19 protein-coding genes and 1 riboswitch are annotated in these 20,560 nt (G+C 71.9%); of the genes, 15 read left to right on the top strand and 4 right to left on the bottom strand.

Features of this window, described 5'->3' with window-relative positions; translation table 11 throughout:
• Positions 1 to 47 precede the first annotated feature (47 nt).
• Entirely contained in the window at positions 48 to 686 is a 639-nt protein-coding gene (locus AC067M_RS29000) for a helix-turn-helix domain-containing protein (RefSeq protein WP_478699984.1), read from the top strand.
• Entirely contained in the window at positions 683 to 805 is a 123-nt protein-coding gene (locus AC067M_RS28995) for a DUF6126 family protein (protein ID WP_478699983.1), read from the top strand. Before AC067M_RS29000 ends, AC067M_RS28995 begins: the two co-directional genes overlap by 4 nt.
• Positions 806 to 844: 39 nt before the next feature.
• Here AC067M_RS28995 and AC067M_RS28990 read toward each other — a convergent pair whose 3' ends face one another.
• The gene (locus tag AC067M_RS28990) at positions 845 to 1,642 is read right to left on the bottom strand and encodes a tyrosine-protein phosphatase (RefSeq protein WP_478699982.1); all 798 of its coding nucleotides are present in this window, start codon (positions 1,640 to 1,642) and stop codon (positions 845 to 847) included.
• A 221-nt stretch (positions 1,643 to 1,863) separates the two neighbouring features.
• Here AC067M_RS28990 and AC067M_RS28985 point away from each other — a divergent pair, with 221 nt between their 5' ends.
• From AC067M_RS28985 to AC067M_RS28970, 4 genes are all read left to right on the top strand, one after another.
• A complete protein-coding gene (locus AC067M_RS28985) occupies positions 1,864 to 3,936 on the top strand; it encodes an alpha-galactosidase (RefSeq protein WP_478699981.1) in 2,073 nt (690 codons plus the stop codon).
• A 304-nt stretch (positions 3,937 to 4,240) separates the two neighbouring features.
• Positions 4,241 to 4,402, top strand: a riboswitch (cyclic di-AMP (ydaO/yuaA leader).
• 4 nt (positions 4,403 to 4,406) lie between these two features.
• Positions 4,407 to 5,366: a M23 family metallopeptidase gene (locus tag AC067M_RS28980; RefSeq protein WP_478699980.1), complete on the top strand. Its 960-nt coding sequence runs from the start codon at positions 4,407 to 4,409 to the stop codon at positions 5,364 to 5,366.
• Between the two features lie 227 nt (positions 5,367 to 5,593).
• Positions 5,594 to 6,316, top strand: coding sequence for a DUF6250 domain-containing protein (locus tag AC067M_RS28975; RefSeq protein ID WP_478699979.1), 723 nt, complete (start codon positions 5,594 to 5,596; stop codon positions 6,314 to 6,316).
• A gap of 110 nt (positions 6,317 to 6,426) precedes the next feature.
• Positions 6,427 to 7,212, top strand: coding sequence for an SGNH/GDSL hydrolase family protein (locus tag AC067M_RS28970; protein ID WP_133925562.1), 786 nt, complete (start codon positions 6,427 to 6,429; stop codon positions 7,210 to 7,212).
• A 48-nt stretch (positions 7,213 to 7,260) separates the two neighbouring features.
• Here the strand turns inward: AC067M_RS28970 and AC067M_RS28965 are convergent, their stop codons facing one another.
• The gene (locus tag AC067M_RS28965) at positions 7,261 to 7,881 is read right to left on the bottom strand and encodes a TetR/AcrR family transcriptional regulator (protein ID WP_478699978.1); all 621 of its coding nucleotides are present in this window, start codon (positions 7,879 to 7,881) and stop codon (positions 7,261 to 7,263) included.
• A 494-nt stretch (positions 7,882 to 8,375) separates the two neighbouring features.
• The gene (locus AC067M_RS28960; protein ID WP_478699977.1) at positions 8,376 to 9,557 is read right to left on the bottom strand and encodes a glutamate dehydrogenase; all 1,182 of its coding nucleotides are present in this window, start codon (positions 9,555 to 9,557) and stop codon (positions 8,376 to 8,378) included.
• Positions 9,558 to 9,744: 187 nt separating this feature from the next.
• Here AC067M_RS28960 and AC067M_RS28955 point away from each other — a divergent pair, with 187 nt between their 5' ends.
• From AC067M_RS28955 to AC067M_RS28930, 6 genes are all read left to right on the top strand, one after another.
• Positions 9,745 to 10,977, top strand: a complete 1,233-nt coding sequence (locus tag AC067M_RS28955; RefSeq protein ID WP_478699976.1) for an MBL fold metallo-hydrolase — start codon at positions 9,745 to 9,747, stop codon at positions 10,975 to 10,977.
• 352 nt (positions 10,978 to 11,329) lie between these two features.
• Entirely contained in the window at positions 11,330 to 14,407 is a 3,078-nt protein-coding gene (locus AC067M_RS28950; RefSeq protein ID WP_478699975.1) for an ATP-binding protein, read from the top strand.
• Positions 14,408 to 14,475: 68 nt separating this feature from the next.
• Positions 14,476 to 14,913, top strand: coding sequence for a roadblock/LC7 domain-containing protein (locus AC067M_RS28945; RefSeq protein ID WP_393618861.1), 438 nt, complete (start codon positions 14,476 to 14,478; stop codon positions 14,911 to 14,913).
• A 2-nt stretch (positions 14,914 to 14,915) separates the two neighbouring features.
• Positions 14,916 to 15,287 (top strand): DUF742 domain-containing protein, encoded by a 372-nt coding sequence (locus AC067M_RS28940; RefSeq protein WP_478699974.1) that lies wholly within the window; start codon positions 14,916 to 14,918, stop codon positions 15,285 to 15,287.
• Positions 15,265 to 15,885 carry a GTP-binding protein gene (locus AC067M_RS28935; RefSeq protein WP_478699973.1) on the top strand — a complete coding sequence of 207 codons (621 nt, stop codon included), beginning with the start codon at positions 15,265 to 15,267 and terminating at the stop codon, positions 15,883 to 15,885. Before AC067M_RS28940 ends, AC067M_RS28935 begins: the two co-directional genes overlap by 23 nt.
• A gap of 61 nt (positions 15,886 to 15,946) precedes the next feature.
• Positions 15,947 to 16,516, top strand: coding sequence for a GAF domain-containing protein (locus AC067M_RS28930; protein WP_478699972.1), 570 nt, complete (start codon positions 15,947 to 15,949; stop codon positions 16,514 to 16,516).
• 22 nt (positions 16,517 to 16,538) lie between these two features.
• Here the strand turns inward: AC067M_RS28930 and AC067M_RS28925 are convergent, their stop codons facing one another.
• Positions 16,539 to 17,144, bottom strand: a complete 606-nt coding sequence (locus AC067M_RS28925; RefSeq protein WP_478699971.1) for a GOLPH3/VPS74 family protein — start codon at positions 17,142 to 17,144, stop codon at positions 16,539 to 16,541.
• Positions 17,145 to 17,348: 204 nt separating this feature from the next.
• Between AC067M_RS28925 and tdh the strand changes: the two genes are divergently transcribed.
• From tdh to AC067M_RS28910, 3 genes are read left to right on the top strand one after another with little or no spacing between them, the layout of a single operon-like run.
• A complete protein-coding gene (tdh, locus tag AC067M_RS28920) occupies positions 17,349 to 18,377 on the top strand; it encodes an L-threonine 3-dehydrogenase (protein WP_478699970.1) in 1,029 nt (342 codons plus the stop codon).
• Between the two features lie 36 nt (positions 18,378 to 18,413).
• A complete protein-coding gene (locus tag AC067M_RS28915; RefSeq protein ID WP_478699969.1) occupies positions 18,414 to 19,613 on the top strand; it encodes a glycine C-acetyltransferase in 1,200 nt (399 codons plus the stop codon).
• A 31-nt stretch (positions 19,614 to 19,644) separates the two neighbouring features.
• A complete protein-coding gene (locus tag AC067M_RS28910) occupies positions 19,645 to 20,547 on the top strand; it encodes a LysR family transcriptional regulator (RefSeq protein ID WP_478699968.1) in 903 nt (300 codons plus the stop codon).
• Positions 20,548 to 20,560: the final 13 nt, after the last annotated feature.

Genomic DNA, 20,560 nt, shown 5'->3' with positions numbered 1-20,560 from the left:
GAGGCAACAAGTTTGCCGCAGAGGCAAAGCCCGGGCTCAATGGAGGCGTGAACTCCTCCGAACCCGACCCCCGGGCCGGGGCCGAAACCGACGGTGAGGCCGGCGTCGAAGCCGTCGTCGCGCCCCAACTGCGCGCCCTGCGCCGCCGCGCCTCCCTCACCCTGGAAGCCGCGGCCCGCGCCGCCGGCCTGTCACCCGCACACCTCTCCCGGTTGGAGACCGGGCAGCGCCAGCCCTCGCTGCCGATGCTGCTCGCGCTCGCCCGCATCTACGGTACGACGGTCTCGGAGCTGCTCGGTGAGACGGCCGCCGACCGGGACGCCGTCGTGCGCGCCGCAGACATGGAGCCGACCGCGGCGGGCGGCTGGACGTACTGGCAGGCCGGCGCCCCGGGGCGCGGGATGCAGGCCCTGCGCGTGCATGTGCCGTACGGCTCGCAGGGCGACATCGTCCGGGTGCACCCCGGCGAGGAGTGGCTGCACGTCCTCAAGGGGCGGCTGCTCCTGCGCCTCGGCGACACCGCGCACCGGCTCGGGCCGGGCGACAGCGCCCACTTCGACTCGTTGACCCCGCACCGCATCGCCGCGCGGGACCCCGACGGAGTCGAACTCCTCTTCGTCCACACGCTGTTGCAGAGCCCCACGGCGACGCTCTGCCTCGGCCCCACCACGGGAGAAACGCCATGAGCGACCTCGAGCAGAAGTTCCCCCGCACCCTCTGGGTCCGGCTGGCCATCTACCTCGCCGGGGGACACCTCCTCGCGGCCTTCATCTGGCTGCTGTTCGAGGCGGGGGCCCGCAAGTAGCGGCCCGATCAGTGGAGGACCCGATCGGTCGAGACCCGATCAGTCGAGGAGGCGCTCGCGCAGCCGCTCCCGGGTCTCGGGGGCGAGTCCCAGGCCCTGCTCCAGGTAGGCGTCGACGCCGCCCCAGGTCTCCTCGATGGTCTCGAAGCCCGCCGAGAGGTACGCGGCGCGGGCGTCGAAGAGGGGGCTGAGCAGCTCCATGACCTCGGGGGAGTAGGCGCCGGCGGAGGAACCGCCGCGGTGCACCTTGTAACGGCGGTGCTTGGCGTTCGACTCCAGGTAGTCGGCGACGATCGCCTCGCGCTCCACGCCCAGGGCCAGCAGCGTCACGGCTATGGACAACCCCGCGCGGTCCTTGCCGGCCGCACAGTGCATCAGGACCGGGACGCTGTCCTCGGCGAGCGCGTGCAGCACCTGGGACTGCTCGGCCGTGCGCTCCTTGATGATCTTGCGATACGAGGTGATCATCCGTTGGGCGGCCTTGCCGTCGCCGAGGATCTCGCGCAGCTGGTCGACGTGACCGTCACGGACCATCTTCCAGAACTCGGCGCCGTCCGCCGGGTCGGACAGCGGCAGGTTCACATTGCGCACGCCCGGCAGCTCGACGTCCTGCCCTTCCAGCTTCTGGTCCGCCGCGTTGCGGAAGTCGAAGATCGTGTGCAGGCCCAGGGAGGCGAGGAACGCGGCGTCCTCGTCGGTGGCGTGCGCGAGATGGCCGCTGCGGAACAGCACCCCGTACCGCACCCGCCGTCCGTCCGCCGTCGGCAGTCCGCCCACGTCGCGGAAGTTGCGCACTCCTGCCAGCTCGGGTTCGGTCGACGGGACCTGCTGCGTCACGGGGGCTCCTCCCAGTCGGCCCCGCCTGCGCGGCTCGTCGAAGGGCCGACGGGGTGCGGTCTCGACCATACGACACCGGTGTGGAGGCCAACGAGTTGTCCACAGGCCGGTCCTGGAGCGACACCCCGCGACGACGAGTTGTCCACAGACGTTGCAGGTGACGCCCTCGGGCCTTGATGATGTTGGTGCTTGATCGCACCTGTTCGGACCTGTGAGGCCTCATGCTGGAGATCGCGGAAAACGGCCGTACGTGGCTGCTCTCGGGACCCACGAGCAGCTACGCCGTCCACGTCACCGAGGACGACGAGCTGCTCCACCTGCACTGGGGCCCCTCGATCGCCATGGCGGACGCCGAGGCACTGGCCGTCCGCCCGCTGCCCGACTACTGGCCCTTCGAGTCCCCGCTCGACGGCCGCGAGGAGTACCCCGTCGAGGGCGGCCCCCGCTTCACCCGCCCCGCGCTGTCCGTGCGCACCGACGAGCGACGCGGCACCGAGTGGCGCTTCGAGGCGTACGACACCGAGGGCGACCTCCTGCGCCTGCGCTTCCGGGACGCCGGGCTGGTCGTCACGCTGCACTACCGGATGCGCGACGACGTGGTCGAGCGCTGGGTCACCCTCGACAACCAGGGACCCGAGCCCCTGGAGCTGCTGCGCGCCGACTCCGCCACCTGGACCCTGCCCGACCGCGAGGGCTGGCGCCTGTCGCACCTGCACGGCCGCTGGGCCGCCGAGTCCCGGCTGACGTCCTCCCCCCTCACCTACGGTGAGAAGGTGATCGGGAGCCGGCGCGGTCACACCGGTCACCAGCACCTGCCCTGGGTCGCCCTCGACACCGACGCGACCGAGGAGCGCGGCGAGGTCTACGGCTGCGCGCTCGGCTGGTCCGGCTCCTGGCGGATCGCCGTGGCCCAGCTTCCCGACGCGCGCGTGCAGATCACAGGCGGTGCCGGATACGACGACTCGGGCCTGCTGCGGCTCGCGGCAGGAGAGGTCCACACCACGCCGGTCTTCGCGGGCCTGTGGAGCGACGGCGGCTTCGGCGGGGCGAGCCGGGCCTGGCACAGCTACCAGCGGACCTACGTCGTTCCCGACGCGGACCGGGACCGGCCCGTGCTGTTCAACTCCTGGGAGGCCACCGAGTTCGACATCTCCGAGGAGCAGCAGGCCACGCTGGCGCGGCGGGCCGCGGCCATCGGCGTCGAGCTGTTCGTGGTCGACGACGGCTGGTTCGGGGCGCGCACCAGCGACCGCGCCGGGCTCGGCGACTGGCGGCCCAACCCCGACCGCTTCCCCGGCGGGCTGAAGCCGCTCGCCGACTACGTCCACGCGCTCGGGATGCAGTTCGGCATCTGGGTCGAACCCGAGATGGTGAACCCGGACAGCGAGCTGTACCGGGCGCACCCCGACTGGGTGCAGTACCAACCGGGACGAAAGCGGACGGAGTTCCGCAATCAGCTCGTACTGAACCTCGCCCGCCCGGATGTCCAGGACTACCTCTGGCGGCAGCTCGACAGCCTTCTTTCCAGTGCCCCGATCGACTACGTGAAGTGGGACTTCAATCGCTGCTTCACCGACGCCGGCTGGCCCGGTGAGGGCTACCCGCAGCGACTCTGGGTCGACCACGTCAACGCCCTTTACGCCCTGCTGGACCGGCTGCGGGCGGCCCACCCGGGTGTCGCCTTCGAGTCCTGCTCGGGTGGCGGCGGCCGGATCGACCTCGGGGTGCTGAGCCGTACGGACCAGGTGTGGACCTCGGACAACACCGACCCCCTCGACCGGCTCGCCATCCAGCACGGCTTCAGTCAGATCCACCCCGCGCGGGTCATGGCCGCCTGGGTCACCGACAGCCCCAACGCCCAGCTCAACGGCCGGGTCAGCTCCCTGCGCTTCCGGTTCGTCAGCGCCATGGCGGGCGTCCTCGGAGTCGGCGGCGACCTCGCCCAGTGGGCCGAGGAGGAGCTCGCGGAGGCCCGGGAGTGGGTGGAGCTCTACAAGAAGATCCGCCCGCTGGTGCAGCACGGCGATCTCCACCGGCTGCGGCCCCCGCGGGGCGGACTCAGCGCCGTGCAGTACGTCCGCGGGGACGAGTCCGTCGTCCTGGCCTGGCTCCAGGCGCAGCACCACGGCGAGCCCGTGCCGGCGCTGCGGCTGCGCGGGCTCGACCCGACAGCATCGTACGAATGCCTCGAAACGGGTGAAATTCATCGAGGGGCGGTGCTGTTGCATCACGGATGGCGTACCGGACTGCGGGGCGACCTGGATGCGGCAGTTCTCCGGCTGCGTCGCATCTGAGAGTTCTGTCTGAATTGCGGGGTTAATCCCAACTCGCTCTGAAAGAAAGGGGTCTGGAGCGACGTCACGTGATTAGCGTCATATCCGTGACCGTGAGTTGCTCGTCATGTCCACGTAATTCATGTGGTTTCCAAGGGCTTTCACAGGAACCGGTGCCTTCGTACTACACGGAGTGTCACCGGGAATTCTCACAGCGGATCACGAGAAACGCATTCCCGCGCAACCCTCCGCTTGTTCCTTTGCGTCCTGGTCGCTTACGTTCGCCACCAATCCGGACGGACGCCCAATCCTGCCGCCGTCCGGAGAACCGCACACACTGACCCGTGCACGGCAGGAGCGGGGGACCCACAGGTAAGACCGCCTGTTCCGGTTCCCGGAACGGCTTGGGGTTAAGCCGCGCCTCGGCGCGGCCGGGCATCTCCAGCTCGCACCCGACAGCTCACCTCGCAGGCGCCGGAGAGGAATTCGCCATGCCCGCGAAGGGTAAGCACCGCCGTCCCAAGGCCCAACGTTTCACCCGCTCCATCGCTGTCGCCGGAACCGGCGGCGCCGCGCTCGCCCTCCCCCTTCTCGGGGCCACCGGCGCCCACGCCGCGCCTTCCCAGTCCGCTCCCGAAAAGGCCGTCCAGTCCGCTCCGGTAACGGAGAAGAAGGCGGCCGAGAAGAAGACCGCCTCGGACCCCGCGAGCGCCCGGATCTACACGGTGCGCTCCGGCGACTACCTCTCGAAGATCGCCGACGAGCAGCACGTCAGAGGCGGCTGGAAGAAGCTCTACGCCGACAACCGCGAGACCGTCGGCTCCGACCCGTCGCTCATTCACCCCGGCCTGAAGCTGTCCCTGGGCAAGAAGGCCGAGACGAGCACCGGCACGACCTCCTCCTCGGAGTCGAAGACGTCGAAGTCCTCGACCTCGCCGCAGTCTTCGAAGTCGTCGAAGACCTCGAAGACCTCCACGTCCTCGAAGTCCTCCGCCGCCAAGACCACCACGGCCACCCAGTCCAACGGCGCCTCCACCGGCAGCGGTTACACCCTCCCCGTGGTCGGCGCCACCATCGGCACCCCGTACCACATGGCCGGCAGCATGTGGTCCAGCGGCTACCACACCGGCGTCGACTTCGTCGTCCCGACCGGCACGTCCCTCAAGGCCGTGGCCGCGGGCACGGTCGTCTCCGCGGGCTGGGGCGGCGCATACGGCAACCAGGTCGTCATCAAGCTGAACGACGGCTACTACGCCCAGTACGCCCACCTGTCCTCGATCTCCGTCTCCGCGGGCCAGGCCGTGACCGAGGGTCAGCAGATCGGCCTCTCCGGTGCGACCGGCAACGTGACCGGACCGCACCTGCACTTCGAGATCCGGACGACCCCGGACTACGGCTCGGACGTGGACCCGGTCGCCTACCTCCGCTCGCACGGCGTCACCGTCGGCTGACGGACCGCGCCACCATCTGCCTGACACGCTGCCGAAGGCCGGACCCCCGATCCCCGGGTCCGGCCTTCGGTATGTCCGGGCACGGTCGTGGACGATCGCCGCGTTGCGGTCCTGTGGCGGTGGCGTCAGGGGTGTCGACAGCGGGGGCGGAGGCGGGGGAAGGTGATCCCCGTCAGACGGCAAGCGCTTTCCATCCGTAGTCCCGCCCCGCTGAGGAGCTGTTACCCGTGACGAGCACGCGCAGAGCCTTCGGTGCCCTCGCCGCCGGCGCCGCCCTGGCCGCCCTCGCCCCCGTGACCACCGCGAGCGCCGCGCCCCGCCACCGCCGCCTCATCGCCCACGACGACTTCCGTCACGGCCTGCGTCAGTGGGCCGTCGAACTCGAGCAGGGCGGCATCGTCACCGCCTCCCGCGGAACCCTGGAGGTCGACGTACCCGCCGGAGCCACGATCTGGTTCAGAAAACCGCTCGCGGGCCCCTACGCCATCGAGTACACCGCCACACCCGTCTCCGCCGGAGGCCTCAACGACCGCGTCTCGGACCTCAACAACTTCTGGAACGCCGTCGACGTCCGCTCTCCTGACGACCTTTTCGCCACCCGGCGCGGCGGCGCGCTCGCCGAGTACGACTACCTCAAGACGTACTACGTCGGCTACGGCGCCAACTCCAACACCACCACCCGACTGCGCCGTTACGTCGGCCAGGCCGGGGTGCGCCCCCTGCTCCACGACTGCACCGAGCCGCTGCTCGTCGCGAACGAGCCGAACCGCGTCCGCATCGTGTCGGCCGGTTCCACGGTCCGCTGGTGGAGCAACGGGCGGCTCGTCTTCGACTACACCGACCTGGAGCCGTACACCGGCGGCCACTTCGCGTTCCGCACGACGTGGAGCCACTTCCGTATCAGCGGCTTCCGGGTGTGGGCCTTATTCCCGGATTGGCAAACTCTTTAGGAGTGGCTTATCTCACCGCCCGTCAACCCCTGCCTACGGTCGCGTAGGTCACATTCGGGGGTGAATCATGAACTGCTGTGGCAGACGATTCGAAGAATGACAGCAGATCAGTGATCGGGTCGTACGTGGCGGTGGGGGACAGCTTCACCGAGGGCGTCGGCGACCCCGGCCCCGACGGGGCGTTCGTCGGCTGGGCCGACCGGTTCGCGGTGTTGCTCGCGGACCGGCGGCCCGAGGGCGACTTCGAGTACACCAACCTCGCGGTCCGGGGGAAACTCCTCGACCAGATCGTGGCGGACCAACTCCCGCAGGCCGTCGCGCTCGCGCCGGACCTGGTCTCCTTCTGTGCGGGCGGCAACGACATCCTGCGCCCCGGCACGGACCCGGACGAGGTCGCCGAGCGCTTCGAGCAGGCGATCACGGCGCTGACCGCGGTGGCCGGCACGGTGATGGTGACGACCGGCTTCGACACCCGTGGCATCCCCGTGCTCAAGCACCTGCGTGGCAAGATCGCCACCTACAACGGGCACGTCCGCGCCATCGCCGACCGGTACGGCTGTCCCGTGCTCGACCTGTGGTCCCTGAAGTCCGTCCAGGACCGCCGGGCCTGGGATCACGACCGGCTGCACCTCTCTCCCGAGGGGCACACGCGCGTGGCGCTGCGCGCCGGGCAGGCCCTCGGCCTCGAGATACCCGCCGACCCGGAGCAGCCCTGGCCGCCGCTCCCGGTGCGCGGCACGCTCGAGGTGCGGCGCGACGACGTCCACTGGGCGCGCGAGTACCTGGTGCCGTGGATCGGCCGTCGGCTGCGCGGGGAGTCCTCGGGCGACCATGTGACGGCCAAGGGCACGCTGTCGCCGGACGACATCAGGACGCGGATCTCAGCGGTGGCGTGAGGGGGGGCGGGAGGCCCGGCGAGCGGGGCGGGCGCCCAGTGGGGGTGCTCACCGCTCCGGCGCCGTCAACGCCTCCCGTTCCACGCCGAGTTCCCGGGCGAGCGCGTCATCGACCCACTCGAGCGCGCGCACCCGGGGCACCGCACCCTCGTACGACGTCATCTGCACGGCGAGCCCGTCCAGCAGGGCCGTCAGACGCAGGGCGGCACCGGCGGGGTCGGGGCACGCGAACTCGCCGCCGTCCACGCCCTCCACGATGACCTCGGTGATCGCCGCCTTCCACTGTCGGTCGAGGCCCCGGGTGACCTCTTGCAGGGCCGGCTCGCGCAGCGCCGCCGCCCAGCCCTCGATCCACAGCCGCCAGCCCTTGGCCTGGCCTGTCGGGGCGTACCAGCGCACGGCCGCCCGCAGCCGTCGTAGTGCCGTCGTGCGGCGGCCGAGCAGTTTACGCAGATGCGCGAGGTCGTCCTCGGCCGCGTGGGTGAAGGCGGCGGCGACCAGCTTCTCCTTCGTCGAGAAGTGATAGAGCACCAGCGCGTTGCTCACGCCGAGTGTCGAGGCCACATCGGCGATCCGCACCGCCGCCACGCCCCGCGCCTCGATCTGCTCGACGGCAGCCCGCAACAACTCCTCGCGCCGCTCCGCCACACTCAACCGCACTCTCGCCACGCCGTCACCCTAGGGCCTGTCCGGCGGATCATGCCGGACGCGGGGCTTGGCACGGCCTCCCGCACTTCCCGGCTTCGCTCGAGCGGGAGGTACCCCCACCGGCGTTGTCGTCGGTTGCCGACTCCCTCCCCCTCCCGCTCGGCCTTCGCTCGAGCGGGAGGTCCCCCCGCGTCGACGCCCTCCTCCGCCTTGCAGCTGTACGCACCGAGCCCCGCTCACCCGCGCCGATCCGGCGCCGCAGCTGTCCTCCGACCTGATCCGCCGGACAGGCCCTGGCCCGGCCTGCGCAGGACCGCCCTCAGCGGTCCCTAGTGCTGTGACCGGAAAGGTTCACCGGCTCGCGACGCCCGGCACGGCTCCTCGCCGCGTTGTCGCATGACCCGAGTACATCCAGTACGCGGGTCATGCTCCGCCTTGCGAGGCACCGCCCCGGACGCCGCGAGCTTTCCGGCAAACCTTTCCGGTCACAGCACCAGCGAGGCCCAGAGCCGCCCTCACCGGTACCAGCCGAACCGCTCGGCGATCACCGGCAGCCGGTCCGTGGCGATGGCGTGTGCGGCGGCCCGCGGGGTCGTTCCCTCCGCCCGCGCGCGGGTCAGCATCAGGTCGGCCAGGGCCCGCATGGAGCGGCGCGTGTGTGCGAACGCCTCGTCCGCGTCCGCGCCGATGTCGCCGAAGAGGGTCCACCACCACCAGGCGTTGGCACCGGAGTTGACCACGACGTCCGGCAGCACGGTCACCCCGCGCGCGGACAGCAGCGCCTCCGCCTCGGGTAGGACGGGCATGTTGGCCGCCTCGACCACCCAGCGCGCGGTGATCACCTCCTGGTTCGTGGCGTCGATCGCGTAGGAGACCGCAGCCGGCACCAGCACCTCGGCGTCGGCGGACAGCCAGGCGTCGCCTGGCAGTTCGCGGTCGCCGGAGCGCAGCACACCCCGGTCGACTGTGCCGTGGGCGTCCCGCGCGGCCAGCAGTGCCTCGACGTCGAGGCCCGCCGGGTTGGCGATCGTGCCCTTGACGTCCGCGACGGCCACCACCGTCAGGCCCGCGCGCGCGAGGAAACGCGCCGTGGCCCCGCCCATGGTGCCCAGCCCCTGCACGGCGACCCGCGCCCCCGCGTACGGCACCCCGGCCCGGTCCAGGGCCGCGAGCGCCGACTCGGCGACCCCGCAGCCGCCGACGAGCTCGTCCAGGCCGATGCCGTCCACCTCCACGGCGAAGGCGTCCGTGAGCCGCCGCCGGGCCGCGGCCTCGTCGTCCAGCAGCGGATACACGGCCTGGATCGACGACACCAGACCCGCCTCGGCGGCGGCCCGGTCGACCAGGTCCTGCGTGAGGCCGAGGTCCTCGCCGGTGGTCCAGCAGCTCTCTATGTACGGCCGCATGGCGCGCAGGTAGCGCACGAGCAGCCCGTACGCCTGCGGGTCTCGCGGATCGCAGTCGATGCCGCCCTTGGCGCCGCCCAGCGGGACGTAACGGCTCGCGGGGTCGTAGTGCAGTGCCTCCTTCATGGTCATCCCGCGCGCGAGCCCGGCGACCTCGTCCAGCGTGCAGCCCTCCCGCATCCGCAGACCGCCGCTCGCCACTCCGCGCACCAGCCGGTCCACTACCAGATGGCCCGGGCGGCCGGTGACGTGGTCGACCCAGGTCAGGGACAACAGGGGCGACGCGGTCATGGGGGCTCCTCAGCTCCTCGGGACGAGCGTACTGAATGACAATTCAGTATCGAAAGCCTCCGGAGGCCCTGTCAACGCACCGGCGGATCTTCGGGGGAGGGCCGGAGAGCGGGGCGGGAACCGCCCGGCCCCCGGTTGTCGGAGGGTCCGACCATAATGGGATACCCCGACTCCATCTGGAGGTCCCGTGACCGGTTTCCGTTCCCCGAGCTCCGGGCTGCGCGCGCTTCAGCCCGCGGCCTTCGGTGCGGACCCGAGCGGTGAGCGCATGGCGCGCATCCGCAGATCACCTCACTTCAAGGACGGGGTCTTCCAGAATCCCGGCGGTCCGTCCCGGATCCGGCCCTCCGGCTCGCCGCTCGACTTCGCGAAGCGCTATTTCGCCAAGGAGGACCGCGCCCGGCGCGCCCCCGCGGGCACGATCCCCGTGCACGCCACCACGCTCGCCGACATCGCCAAGCCGCCCGCCACCGGACTGCGGCTGACCTGGATGGGCCACTCCAGCGTGCTCGCGGAGATCGACGGGCACCGGGTGCTCTTCGACCCGGTCTGGGGCGAGCGCTGCTCGCCCTTCCCTTTCGCCGGACCCAAGCGGCTGCACCCGGCGCCCCTCCCGCTGGCCGCGCTCGGCCCGGTCGACGTCGTCGTGATCTCCCACGACCACTACGACCATCTGGACCTGCCCACGATCAAGGCGCTGGCCGGCACGGACACCCTGTTCGCCGTGCCGCTCGGCGTCGGCGCCCACCTCGAACACTGGGGTGTGTCCACCGACCGGCTGCGCGAGCTGGACTGGCACGAGGCGACCAAGGTCGGCGGCCTCACCCTCACCGCCACCCCGGCCCGCCACTTCTGCGGCCGCGGCCTGCGCAACACCCAGCACACCCTGTGGGCCTCCTGGACCGTCGCCGGGGACGAGCACCGGATCTTCCACAGTGGCGACACCGGGTACTTCGAGGGCTTCAAGGACATAGGCGCCGAGTACGGGCCGTTCGACGCCACGATGATCCAGATCGGCGCGTACTCCGAGTACTGGCCCGAGGGCCGTACCGACCGCACCCCGCTTCCCGGGCAGTGGCCGGACATCCACATGTCGCCCGCGGACGGTGTGCGGGCCCACCTCGACCTGCAGGGCGGCCGGCCGCACGGCGTGCTGCTGCCGATCCACTGGGGCACCTTCAACCTGTCCCTGCACGCGTGGGCGGAGCCGGGGGAGTGGACGAAGGACGCCGCGGAGGAGGCCGGGCAGGCGGCCGCGTTCCCGCGCCCCGGCGAGCCCTTCGAGCCCGGCGGGACGCTCCCGACCGACGCCTGGTGGCGAGCGGTGTCCGCGCCCCTCGCACACCCGTGGCGCCCCGGTACCCCGACCGTCACCCCGGAAGTGACTCGCGGCGATGTCGACCTCGCGGGTGAGCGCTGACGCGGGGGCACCTGTCAACCGGGGGAGAGGGCGTGAGACGTCCCCCGATCGGGTGATGTGCGGTCGCGCCCTCGCAGAGCGCGCCCTCTCTGTGGCGCGCATCTCCGACCGTTTCTGACCATCCTCGATCGCTTCTCTTTCCTTCGGGACTGGGCTCTTCGAGGTACTTGTCGTTCTGTCGTACCAGCGCTCCTACCACAGCCGGGAGCGCCGCGCGGCGCTTTGTCAACAGCCCACCGGACGTGGTGCATCGGCGACTACTGTCAGTGTCCGCCGGGCGACGCAGAGCCCTTTTTCTCGGCTCTCTCGTCCGACACCGGCCCGACGGACCAGTACCAGTACGAGGACACCGATGTCTCACCTCCGCGCACCGGCCGCACGCGCAGACCGCCGTGAGAGCGGGCGGCACGGGCGGCCGGTCGACCGTGCCGTACCGCCACTGGCCGAGACACACATACGGCCCCAACTGCTGCGTCTCGCCGTACTTCCACCGATCGCGGTCGCCCTCAGCGCCTGCGCGGCCGTGCTCTTCACCGTCCGCTCCACCGGGGCCCGCCCCAGCCTCACCCTGTGGGGCGTGCTGGGCGGCGCGGTCACCGTGACCGGCGCGGGCATCGTGATCGCCGCGGTCGCCGCCAACCGCGCGGCCAAGTCCGTGAGCGACCGCATCGACGCCCTGCGCGAGAGCAGCGCCAGCGGCGAGGCCGACCTGCGGGCCCTCGTCGAGGCGCTGCGCCGGGGTGAGGGCGCGCCCCCACGCAAGCCGCGCGGGGGGCCGCCCGAGGACGCCGACGAGTTCGAACTGCTCGCCGCGGACCTGGCCCGTGCGCACGACGGAGCTGTCACGGCCGTCGTCCAGGCCGCCCAGCTCTCCAGCCAGACCGGCAGCGAACAGAAGCTCGAGGTGTTCGTCAACCTCGCGCGGCGGTTGCAGTCGCTCGTGCACCGTGAGATCTCGATCCTCGACGAGCTGGAGAACGAGATCGAGGACCCCGACCTGCTCAAGGGCCTCTTCCACGTCGACCACCTCGCCACCCGCATCCGCCGCCATGCCGAGAACCTCGCCGTGCTCGGCGGCGCGGTCTCCCGTCGGCAGTGGAGCAACCCCGTCTCCATGACGGAGGTGCTGCGCTCCGCCATCGCCGAGGTCGAGCAGTACTCGCGGGTCAAGCTGGTCCCGCCGATCGAGGGGGAACTCAGCGGGCACGCCGTCGCCGACGTCATCCATCTGCTGGCCGAACTCATCGAGAACGCCACGGTGTTCTCCGCGCCGCAGACCCAGGTGCTGCTGCGCACCAACCTGGTCACCTCCGGGCTCGCCGTCGAGGTGGAGGACCGCGGCCTCGGCATGCCCGTCGAGGAACAGAGCCGCATGAACGCCCTCCTCACCGACCCCGACCAGGTCAACGTCGCCCGCCTCCTCGCCGACGGCCGCATCGGCCTGTTCGTCGTCTCCCAACTGGCCCGCCGCCACGGCATCCAGGTACGGCTGCAGACGAACATCTACGGCGGGGTACAGGCGGTACTTGTGGTGCCGCAGGCGTTGTTGGGCACGGCACCCGAGGCCGGCGGCGAGGCTGGGTCCGAGGCGGTGGGCGCGGGTGGGCCTGGAATCTCGGCTGGGCCGGGGGGTTCGGCAGGGCCGGTAGGTTCGGCTGGGCCGGGGGGTTCCGCTGGGCCCGGTGGTGTAGCTGGGCTCGGAGGTACGGCGGGGCTGGGAGGCACGGCCCTGGGAGCCGCCGGGGCTGCGGCGGTGCGAAACCCAGGCGGCGCGACCCCCCTGGGGCGAGGCACTGCCACGGCGGCGTTGGGGAGTTCGGCACCTGGAGTGCCGACGGCCGCGGCTTCGGGAAGCCCCGGGGGAGTGGTCCCCGGAGGAGCCCGGGGCACCGCGGCTCCCGGGACCTCCGGGATCGTGACGCCGGGAACTGCCGGAGGATCGGCGCCGGGGTCCCCGGCCACCGCCGCACCGGGCGCCCCTGGCACGGGCTCACGGGGAAGCGTGTCAGCCGACCCAGCGCCGGGAGGCCGGGGTATCACAGCACCGGGAGGCCGGGGCATCCCCGCCTCGGGCGCCCCCCGCCGGGCCGGAGCAACCCCGACCGACCGGGGGACCGTATCCGGGTCGGCCGACCTCACAGGCGTCGGCAACACCCCCGTACCGCCGTCGCGGCAACGCCCGCAGGGCGCGTCCGCGCCCGACGCGGCGCAGTCGGCGGCGCCTTCCGCCGCACCGCACCGCCCGCAGGAGCACACACGACCCGCGTCTCCCACCGCGACCCCGGCGTCGGAGGCCCGCGGACCCGCACCCACCGCGCCGGACACCGACGGGCCCATGTTCCCCGGGGCGCAGCGCAGTTGGACCATGCCCGCAGCATCGGAGGACAGCCGCCCCGCGCACTCTCCGCCAAACGCCATCGGCCCCGTGCCCGTGTCGGATGCAGGCCGCCCGGTGTTCCCCGTGTCGGATGCAGGCCGTCCGGTGTTCCCCGTGTCGGATGCGGGCCGTCCCGTGTTTCCGGCCCCGGATGCAGGTCGCCCCGTGCCCTCGTCGGGCGCCGACGGCCCTGGGTCCTCCGCGTCGGGCGCCGGTCGGCCTGCGTCCTCGGGGGCGACCCGCATTGGCCCCGTGCCCGTGTCGGATGCAGGCGGCGTGTTCCCCGCGTCGGGCGCCGACCGCCCCGTGCCCCTCGCCCCGGACGCCGGTCGCCCCGTGCCCCCGGACGCCGGTCGCCCCGTGTCCCCCACCCCGGGCACCGTCCGCCCGCTGCCCCCAGCGCCGGACGCGACCCGCACCACTCCCGACACGACCCGCCCCGCGCCCCCCGCCCCCGACCCCGATCGCCCCGCCCCCCTCCCCAGGCGTGGCACACGTTCGCAGCGGCCCAATCCGGCCGAGGCTGTGCCGGGGATTCGGGCTGCTGATCGGCATATCGTGGCGCAGAACGCGGGGACGATGCCGACGCCGCGGGTCGGAACCGTGCGCGGCACGATGGGGAAGCCGCAGTTGCCGCGGCGGCGTGCTCAGGAGCACATCGTGCCGCAGCTGCGCGGTGGGCCGGCGCCACGTCCGGACGCCGAGCGGGAGCCGGTCGGCCATGACCCGGGACTGATGGCGGCCTTCCAGCGCGGCATCGGCCTCGCCGAGGCCCAGCAGAGCCTGGAGTCGGACGGCACCCTCACGGACCCGGCTCCCCGGAACGCACCCGTACCCGCGCCCCGCACCGCGACACCGCCCCGGAATCTGCCGCCCCTGGAGGTCCGCCGCCCGGACGCGAGCCGCATAACCGGGTCGCGCCCCGGGCGCCCGCCCGCGGCACCCGAAACGCATGAGGCGAACGAGGCGGACGAGGCCCGCGACGGCCTCGCCTCGCCCGGCCGCCCCGACCACCACCCCACCCGGCACGACGGGAGCGCACCCGCCGGATGAGCACCCCCCTCTCCACCCCCACCCCCAGCGCTCCCGCAGACCTTCGTACCCCAAGGAGTCGATCCACCATGGCGAGCGATGCGCCGACGACCGGCCACGTATCCGATCTCGACTGGCTGATGAGTGGCCTCGTGCAGCGCGTACCCCACACCACCAGCGCGGTCCTCCTCTCCTGCGACGGCCTGGTGAAGTCCGTCCACGGCCTCGACCCCGACAGCGCCGACCACATGGCCGCCCTCGCCTCCGGCCTGTACTCCCTCGGTCGCAGCGCCGGCATTCGCTTCGGCGACGGCGGGGACGTACGGCAGGTCGTCGTCGAACTCGACTCGACCCTGCTGTTCGTCACGACGGCCGGATCCGGCACCTGCCTCGCCGTGCTCGCCGGCCGCGAGGCCGACGCCGCCGTGCTCGGCTACGAGATGGCGATGCTGGTCAAGAGCGTCCGCCCGTACCTGATGACCGCGCCCCGGCAGCACGCCGTCGAACCCCCGGCGATGAGGCGTTGAACGTGGCGTCGGCCGGCGACGGGCCCTGGCTCGACGACGCGGCCGGACGGCTGGTGCGCCCCTTCACGATCAGCAACGGCCGCACCCGGCCCACCATCGCGCTGGACCTGATGTCACAGGTGCGGGGCACCGGTGAAACCCCCCTCGGCTACCTCGGCCCCGAGCACGCGCAGGCCCTTGTTCTGTGCCGTGCACCCGTCTCGGTCGCCGAGGTCGCAGCCCACCTGAAGCTGCCGGCGGCGGTCACCAAGGTGCTGCTGTCCGACCTCGTCGACTGCGGGGCGCTGACCACCAAGCCCCCCGAGTTCCACCACAACCCGACAGACCGGGCTCTTCTGGAGGCAGTGCTCGATGGACTACGACGACAGCTCTGAGTACGAGGACGGCTCCGACCCCTTTCCCACCGCGCTGAAGATCCTGGTCGCGGGCGGGTTCGGGGTCGGCAAGACGACGTTCGTCGGCGCGGTGAGCGAGATCGCGCCGCTCAGTACGGAGGAGTTGCTCACCACGGTCAGCGCCGCGACCGACAACCTCGACGGGATCGAGAACAAGGTCGAGACGACCGTGGCCATGGACTTCGGCCGGATCAGCCTCGACCCGGAACATGTGCTGTACCTGTTCGGCACCCCCGGGCAGGAGCGGTTCTGGTTCATGTGGGACGAGCTCTCCGAGGGGGCGCTCGGCGCGGTCATCCTCGCCGACACCCGCCGCCTGGAGGAGTGCTTCGCGGCCGTCGACTTCTTCGAGGAGCGCGGCCTCGCCTTCATCATCGCGGTCAACCAGTTCGACGGCGCCCACCGCTACGAACCCGACGAGGTGCGCGCCGCCCTCGACCTGGACCCGGAGGTCCCCGTCGTCCGCTGCGACGCACGCATCTCCGCCTCCGGCGTCCAGACCCTGCTCACCCTCGTCCGGCACCTCATCGCCCACGCCCCGGCCGCACCCCAGCCGAGCCGCGGCGCCCACATGTGACCCCCGCACACCACGCACCGGAGCCGCAGATGAAACACGTCCACAGCCACGGAGCCCGACCATGAGCTACGACCCGCCGCGTCCGGCGGGTCGACTGCTGCTCACGCCCGAGGACAAGGAAGCTCCCGCCCGCAGCCGAAGGCTGCGCCGACTCGGCCTCGGTCAGCGGCCGGAGCCCGCCCTCGACTCCTTCGCGGACGATCTCGCCGAGGTGACGGGGGCGCCGTACGCCATGGTCAACTTCATCGACGAGGACCGGCAGTACTTCGCCGGTCTGCACACCCCGCCGGGCGGCCGGGCCGCCCGGGGCGGCAAGCCCGAGGTGGGCCGTCGGCTGGCGCGCGAGTACGGCTACTGCCCGTACGTCGTCGTACGGCGCAAGGCGCTGGTCCTGGAGGACGTGGGCGACTACCCGAGGTTCGCGGGCAACCCGGTCGTCGACGAGTACGGCATCCGCTCCTACCTCGGGGCCCCGCTGATCGACACGTCCGGCATGGTGCTCGGCACGGTCTGCGTGGCCGATCTGGCGCCCCGGCCCTGGGGGAAGTCCGGCCTGGAGACCATCAAGGCGACGGCGGCCGCCCTCGCCGGACGGTTTGAACGCCGGGAGGCGGAAGGGTCTCCCCTGTGAGTCCCGCGTCTTCGTGTTCCCGTCAGGCACCCCGCCAGATGTTGTCGAACGCCGCCTTCTCGACGGTCCGTCGCTGTCGTACGGCCTCCAGTTCCGCCAGCGCGTCGCCGACCGCCGCCAGGACCGCCACGACCGAGTCGGTGAGAGGCGCCGCGAAACCGTCGGCCGGCTCCTCACGGAGACCGACGGCTGCGGCCAGCGCGGCGAGGACCGGCTCGTCCGAAGCCCAGCGTTCGGTGGCGTGGCTACGGGCCGGTGTGTCCGCCGGCGCGGTCTGGGCGGACCGCACCGAGAACAACCGGCCGCGTGTCCGGGTCAGCAGTCCGTCCGCCTCCATCCGGGTGGCATAGCCCGAGGACAGGTCACGGCCACGGCGCCACAGCCAGTCGTCGACCGGCTCGTACGGTTCCTCCCGTACGAGGGACGACACGGCCTCCTGCAGAAGGGGGTCGTCCGGTGCCGACGGCGGGCGGGGGACGATGCGGTCGTCGTCGAGGACGAGCTCCCCGGCCTCGACCAGGTCGATCAGTTCGGCTCCCGCGAGGGCGAGCGACAGGTCGCCCTGCCCCACGGGGCGCACGGGTCTCACGTCCATCGAGACGATCATCAGGTCCTGTGCGGTGGTCATCAGGGCCTCCCCATCGGTCGTCGGCCGGTTGTGCCGGTCGTTGTCCAGCGTGACACGTGAAGGAAAGCTGCGGCGGCGCTTAAGAAATCCTCGATGGACCGGGGGCCCGCGGTACGGCAGATTGCTGATCGCATCCACATCCTCCCCGGCACGGGTTTCCTTCGCATGCTCGCGCCCGGGACCTCACTCACAGGAGCCGTAGCGTTGAAGGCGCTGGTCAAGGAGAAGGCGGAGCCGGGGCTGTGGCTCGCGGACGTCCCGGAGCCCGCCGTGGGATCCGGCGACGTACTGATCAAGGTGCTGCGCACCGGGATCTGCGGCACCGACCTGCACATCCGGAACTGGGACGGTTGGGCGCAGCGGACGATCCGTACCCCGCTCGTCGTCGGACACGAGTTCGTCGGCGAGGTCGTCGAGACCGGCCGCGACGTCACCGACATCAAGATCGGCGACCGGGTCAGCGGTGAGGGCCACCTGGTGTGCGGCAAGTGCCGCAACTGCCTCGCCGGCCGCCGTCATCTGTGCCGGGCCACGGTGGGGCTCGGTGTCGGACGGGACGGGGCGTTCGCCGAGTACGTCGCGCTGCCCGCCACCAACGTCTGGGTGCACCGCGTCCCCGTGGACCTCGACGTGGCCGCGATCTTCGATCCGTTCGGCAACGCCGTGCACACCGCCCTGTCCTTCCCGCTGGTCGGCGAGGACGTGCTGATCACCGGGGCCGGTCCGATCGGGCTGATGGCCGCGGCGGTGGCCCGGCACGCCGGTGCGCGCAACGTCGTGATCACGGATGTCAGCGAGGAGCGTCTCGAACTGGCCCGCAAGATCGGCGTGAGTCTCGCGCTGAACGTGGCGCACGCGACGATCGCCGACGGGCAGCGCGAACTCGGCCTGCGCGAGGGCTTCGACATCGGCCTGGAGATGTCCGGCCGCGGCGAGGCGATGCGCGACATGATCGCCAACATGACGCACGGCGGCCGCATCGCGATGCTCGGCCTGCCCGCGCAGGAGTTCCCGGTCGACTGGGCCCGGATCGTCACCTCGATGATCACCATCAAGGGCATCTACGGCCGGGAGATGTTCGAGACCTGGTACGCGATGTCGGTCCTCCTGGAGGGCGGCCTCGACCTCGCCCCCGTGATCACCGGCCGTTACGGCCACCGCGACTACGAGGCGGCGTTCCAGGACGCGGCGAGCGGCCGCGGCGGCAAAGTGATCCTCGACTGGACCGCGTAACTCCCTTTCGGTGAAGGCACTCTAGGAGCTTCCCCCATGTTCGACTCCGTGCGCGACGACCTGCGCGCCACCCTCGACGAGATCCGCGCCGCCGGTCTGCACAAGCCCGAGCGCGTGATCGGCACCCCGCAGTCCGCGACCGTCGCCGTCACCGCGGGCGGCCGCCCCGGTGAGGTGCTGAACTTCTGCGCCAACAACTACCTCGGTCTCGCCGACCACCCCGAGGTGATCGCCGCCGCCCACGAGGCCCTCGACCGCTGGGGCTACGGCATGGCGTCCGTACGCTTCATCTGCGGTACGCAGGAGGTGCACAAGGAGCTGGAGGCGCGGCTGTCCGCCTTCCTCGGCCAGGAGGACACGATCCTCTACTCCTCCTGCTTCGACGCCAACGGCGGTGTCTTCGAGACGCTGCTCGGACCCGAGGACGCGGTGATCTCCGACGCCCTCAACCACGCGTCGATCATCGACGGCATCCGCCTGTCGAAGGCCCGCCGCTTCCGCTACGCCAACCGCGATCTGGCCGACCTGGAGCGGCAGTTGAAGGAGGCCGGCGAGGGCGGTGCGCGCCGCAAGCTGATCGTCACCGACGGCGTCTTCTCCATGGACGGCTACCTCGCCCCCCTCGCCGAGATCTGCGACCTCGCCGACCGCCACGACGCCATGGTCATGGTCGACGACTCCCACGCCGTCGGCTTCGTCGGCCCCGGCGGCCGCGGCACTCCCGAGCTGCACGGCGTCATGGACCGCGTCGACATCATCACCGGCACCCTCGGAAAGGCCCTCGGCGGTGCCTCCGGCGGCTATGTCGCCGCCCGCGCCGAGATCGTCGCCCTGCTGCGCCAGCGCTCCCGGCCGTACCTGTTCTCCAACACCCTCGCCCCGGTGATCGCGGCGGCCTCCCTGAAGGTCCTCGACCTGCTGGAGCAGGCCGACGACCTGCGCGTCCGGCTCCGTGAGAACACCGCCCTGTTCCGCCGCCGTATGACCGAGGAGGGCTTCGACATCCTCCCCGGCGACCACGCCATCGCGCCGGTGATGATCGGCGACGCGGCGAAGGCGGGCCGGATGGCGGAGCTGCTGCTGGAGCGCGGGGTGTACGTGATCGGCTTCTCGTACCCGGTGGTGCCGCAGGGGCAGGCCCGTATCCGTGTGCAGCTCTCGGCCGCGCACTCCACCGAGGACGTCAACCGCGCGGTGGACGCGTTCGTGGCGGCGCGGGCCGAGCTGGAGGCCTGAGCATCCCGGCAAAGCTGGGAGAATCGGTCCCGTGATCGAAGCGCGGCGGCTCCACATCCTCCGTGCGGTGGCCGACCATCGCACGGTGACAGCCGCTGCCGCCGCGCTCTACCTCACCCCGTCGGCCGTCTCGCAGCAGCTGACGGCCCTGGAGCAGGAGACGGGCCACCGTCTGGTCGAGCGCGGCGCGAAGGGCGTACGGCTCACCCCGGCCGGCGAGATCCTGCTCAGCCACACCAACGCGGTCCTGGCCCAGCTGGAACGGGCCGAGGCCGAGCTGGCCGCGTACAGCTCGGGCGCGGCCGGCACGGTCACCGTCGCCTCCTTCGCGACCGGTATCGCCCTGGTCGTCGCGCCCGCCGTGGCCCGCCTCGCCGAGACCTCGCCCGGTATCAGACTGCGCGTCCAGGACGCCGAGGGCGACGCGAGCCTGCCCATGGTCCTGGACCGGCAGGTCGATGTCGCGGTCGCCGTCGAGTACCGCGGGGCCCCACCCGCCGACGACCCCCGCCTCACCCACGTACCGCTGTACGCCGAACCCTTCGACGCGGTCGTCCCGGTCACCCACCGGCTCGCCGACGCCGCCGAGGTGCCGCTGGCCGAACTGGCCAAGGACGCGTGGATCGGACCGTACCCCGGCAACCCCTGTCACGACGTGGTGGTGCTGGCCTGCGAGAGCGCCGGTTTCCAGCCACGCCTCGAGCACTCCTCGGACGACTTCCGTGCGGTGGTGGCCCTGGCGTCGGCCGACGCGGGCGTGGCGCTCGTCCCGCGTTCGGCGCTGCGCGGCATGGACCTGACCGGCGTGGTCGTCCGCCCGGTCGACGGCGTCGCGCCCACCCGGCGCGTCTTCGCGGCCATACGCCGCGGAGCGGAGGAGCACCCCCTGATCGAGCCCGTCCTCGCGGCGCTGCGAGAAGCCGCCGAGGGATAAGGGGTCCTTGCAC

The sequence above is a fragment of the Streptomyces sp. NPDC043427 genome, from assembly GCF_056436655.1.
Note: the sequence above shows the minus strand (reverse complement) of the source record. Positions and strands in the feature narration are given on the sequence as shown.

Excerpts from the sequence above, each read along its gene's own strand:
- AC067M_RS28995 (WP_478699983.1), top strand. The coding sequence starts at position 683 with ATGAGCGACCTCGAGCAGAAGTTCCCCCGCACCCTCTGGGTCCGGCTG.
- AC067M_RS28985 (WP_478699981.1), top strand. The coding sequence starts at position 1,864 with ATGCTGGAGATCGCGGAAAACGGCCGTACGTGGCTGCTCTCGGGACCC.
- AC067M_RS28980 (WP_478699980.1), top strand. The coding sequence starts at position 4,407 with ATGCCCGCGAAGGGTAAGCACCGCCGTCCCAAGGCCCAACGTTTCACC.
- AC067M_RS28960 (WP_478699977.1), bottom strand. The coding sequence starts at position 9,557 with ATGACCGCGTCGCCCCTGTTGTCCCTGACCTGGGTCGACCACGTCACC.
- AC067M_RS28950 (WP_478699975.1), top strand. The coding sequence starts at position 11,330 with ATGTCTCACCTCCGCGCACCGGCCGCACGCGCAGACCGCCGTGAGAGC.
- AC067M_RS28945 (WP_393618861.1), top strand. The coding sequence starts at position 14,476 with ATGGCGAGCGATGCGCCGACGACCGGCCACGTATCCGATCTCGACTGG.
- AC067M_RS28935 (WP_478699973.1), top strand. The coding sequence starts at position 15,265 with ATGGACTACGACGACAGCTCTGAGTACGAGGACGGCTCCGACCCCTTT.
- AC067M_RS28930 (WP_478699972.1), top strand. The coding sequence starts at position 15,947 with ATGAGCTACGACCCGCCGCGTCCGGCGGGTCGACTGCTGCTCACGCCC.
- AC067M_RS28925 (WP_478699971.1), bottom strand. The coding sequence starts at position 17,144 with ATGACCACCGCACAGGACCTGATGATCGTCTCGATGGACGTGAGACCC.
- AC067M_RS28915 (WP_478699969.1), top strand. The coding sequence starts at position 18,414 with ATGTTCGACTCCGTGCGCGACGACCTGCGCGCCACCCTCGACGAGATC.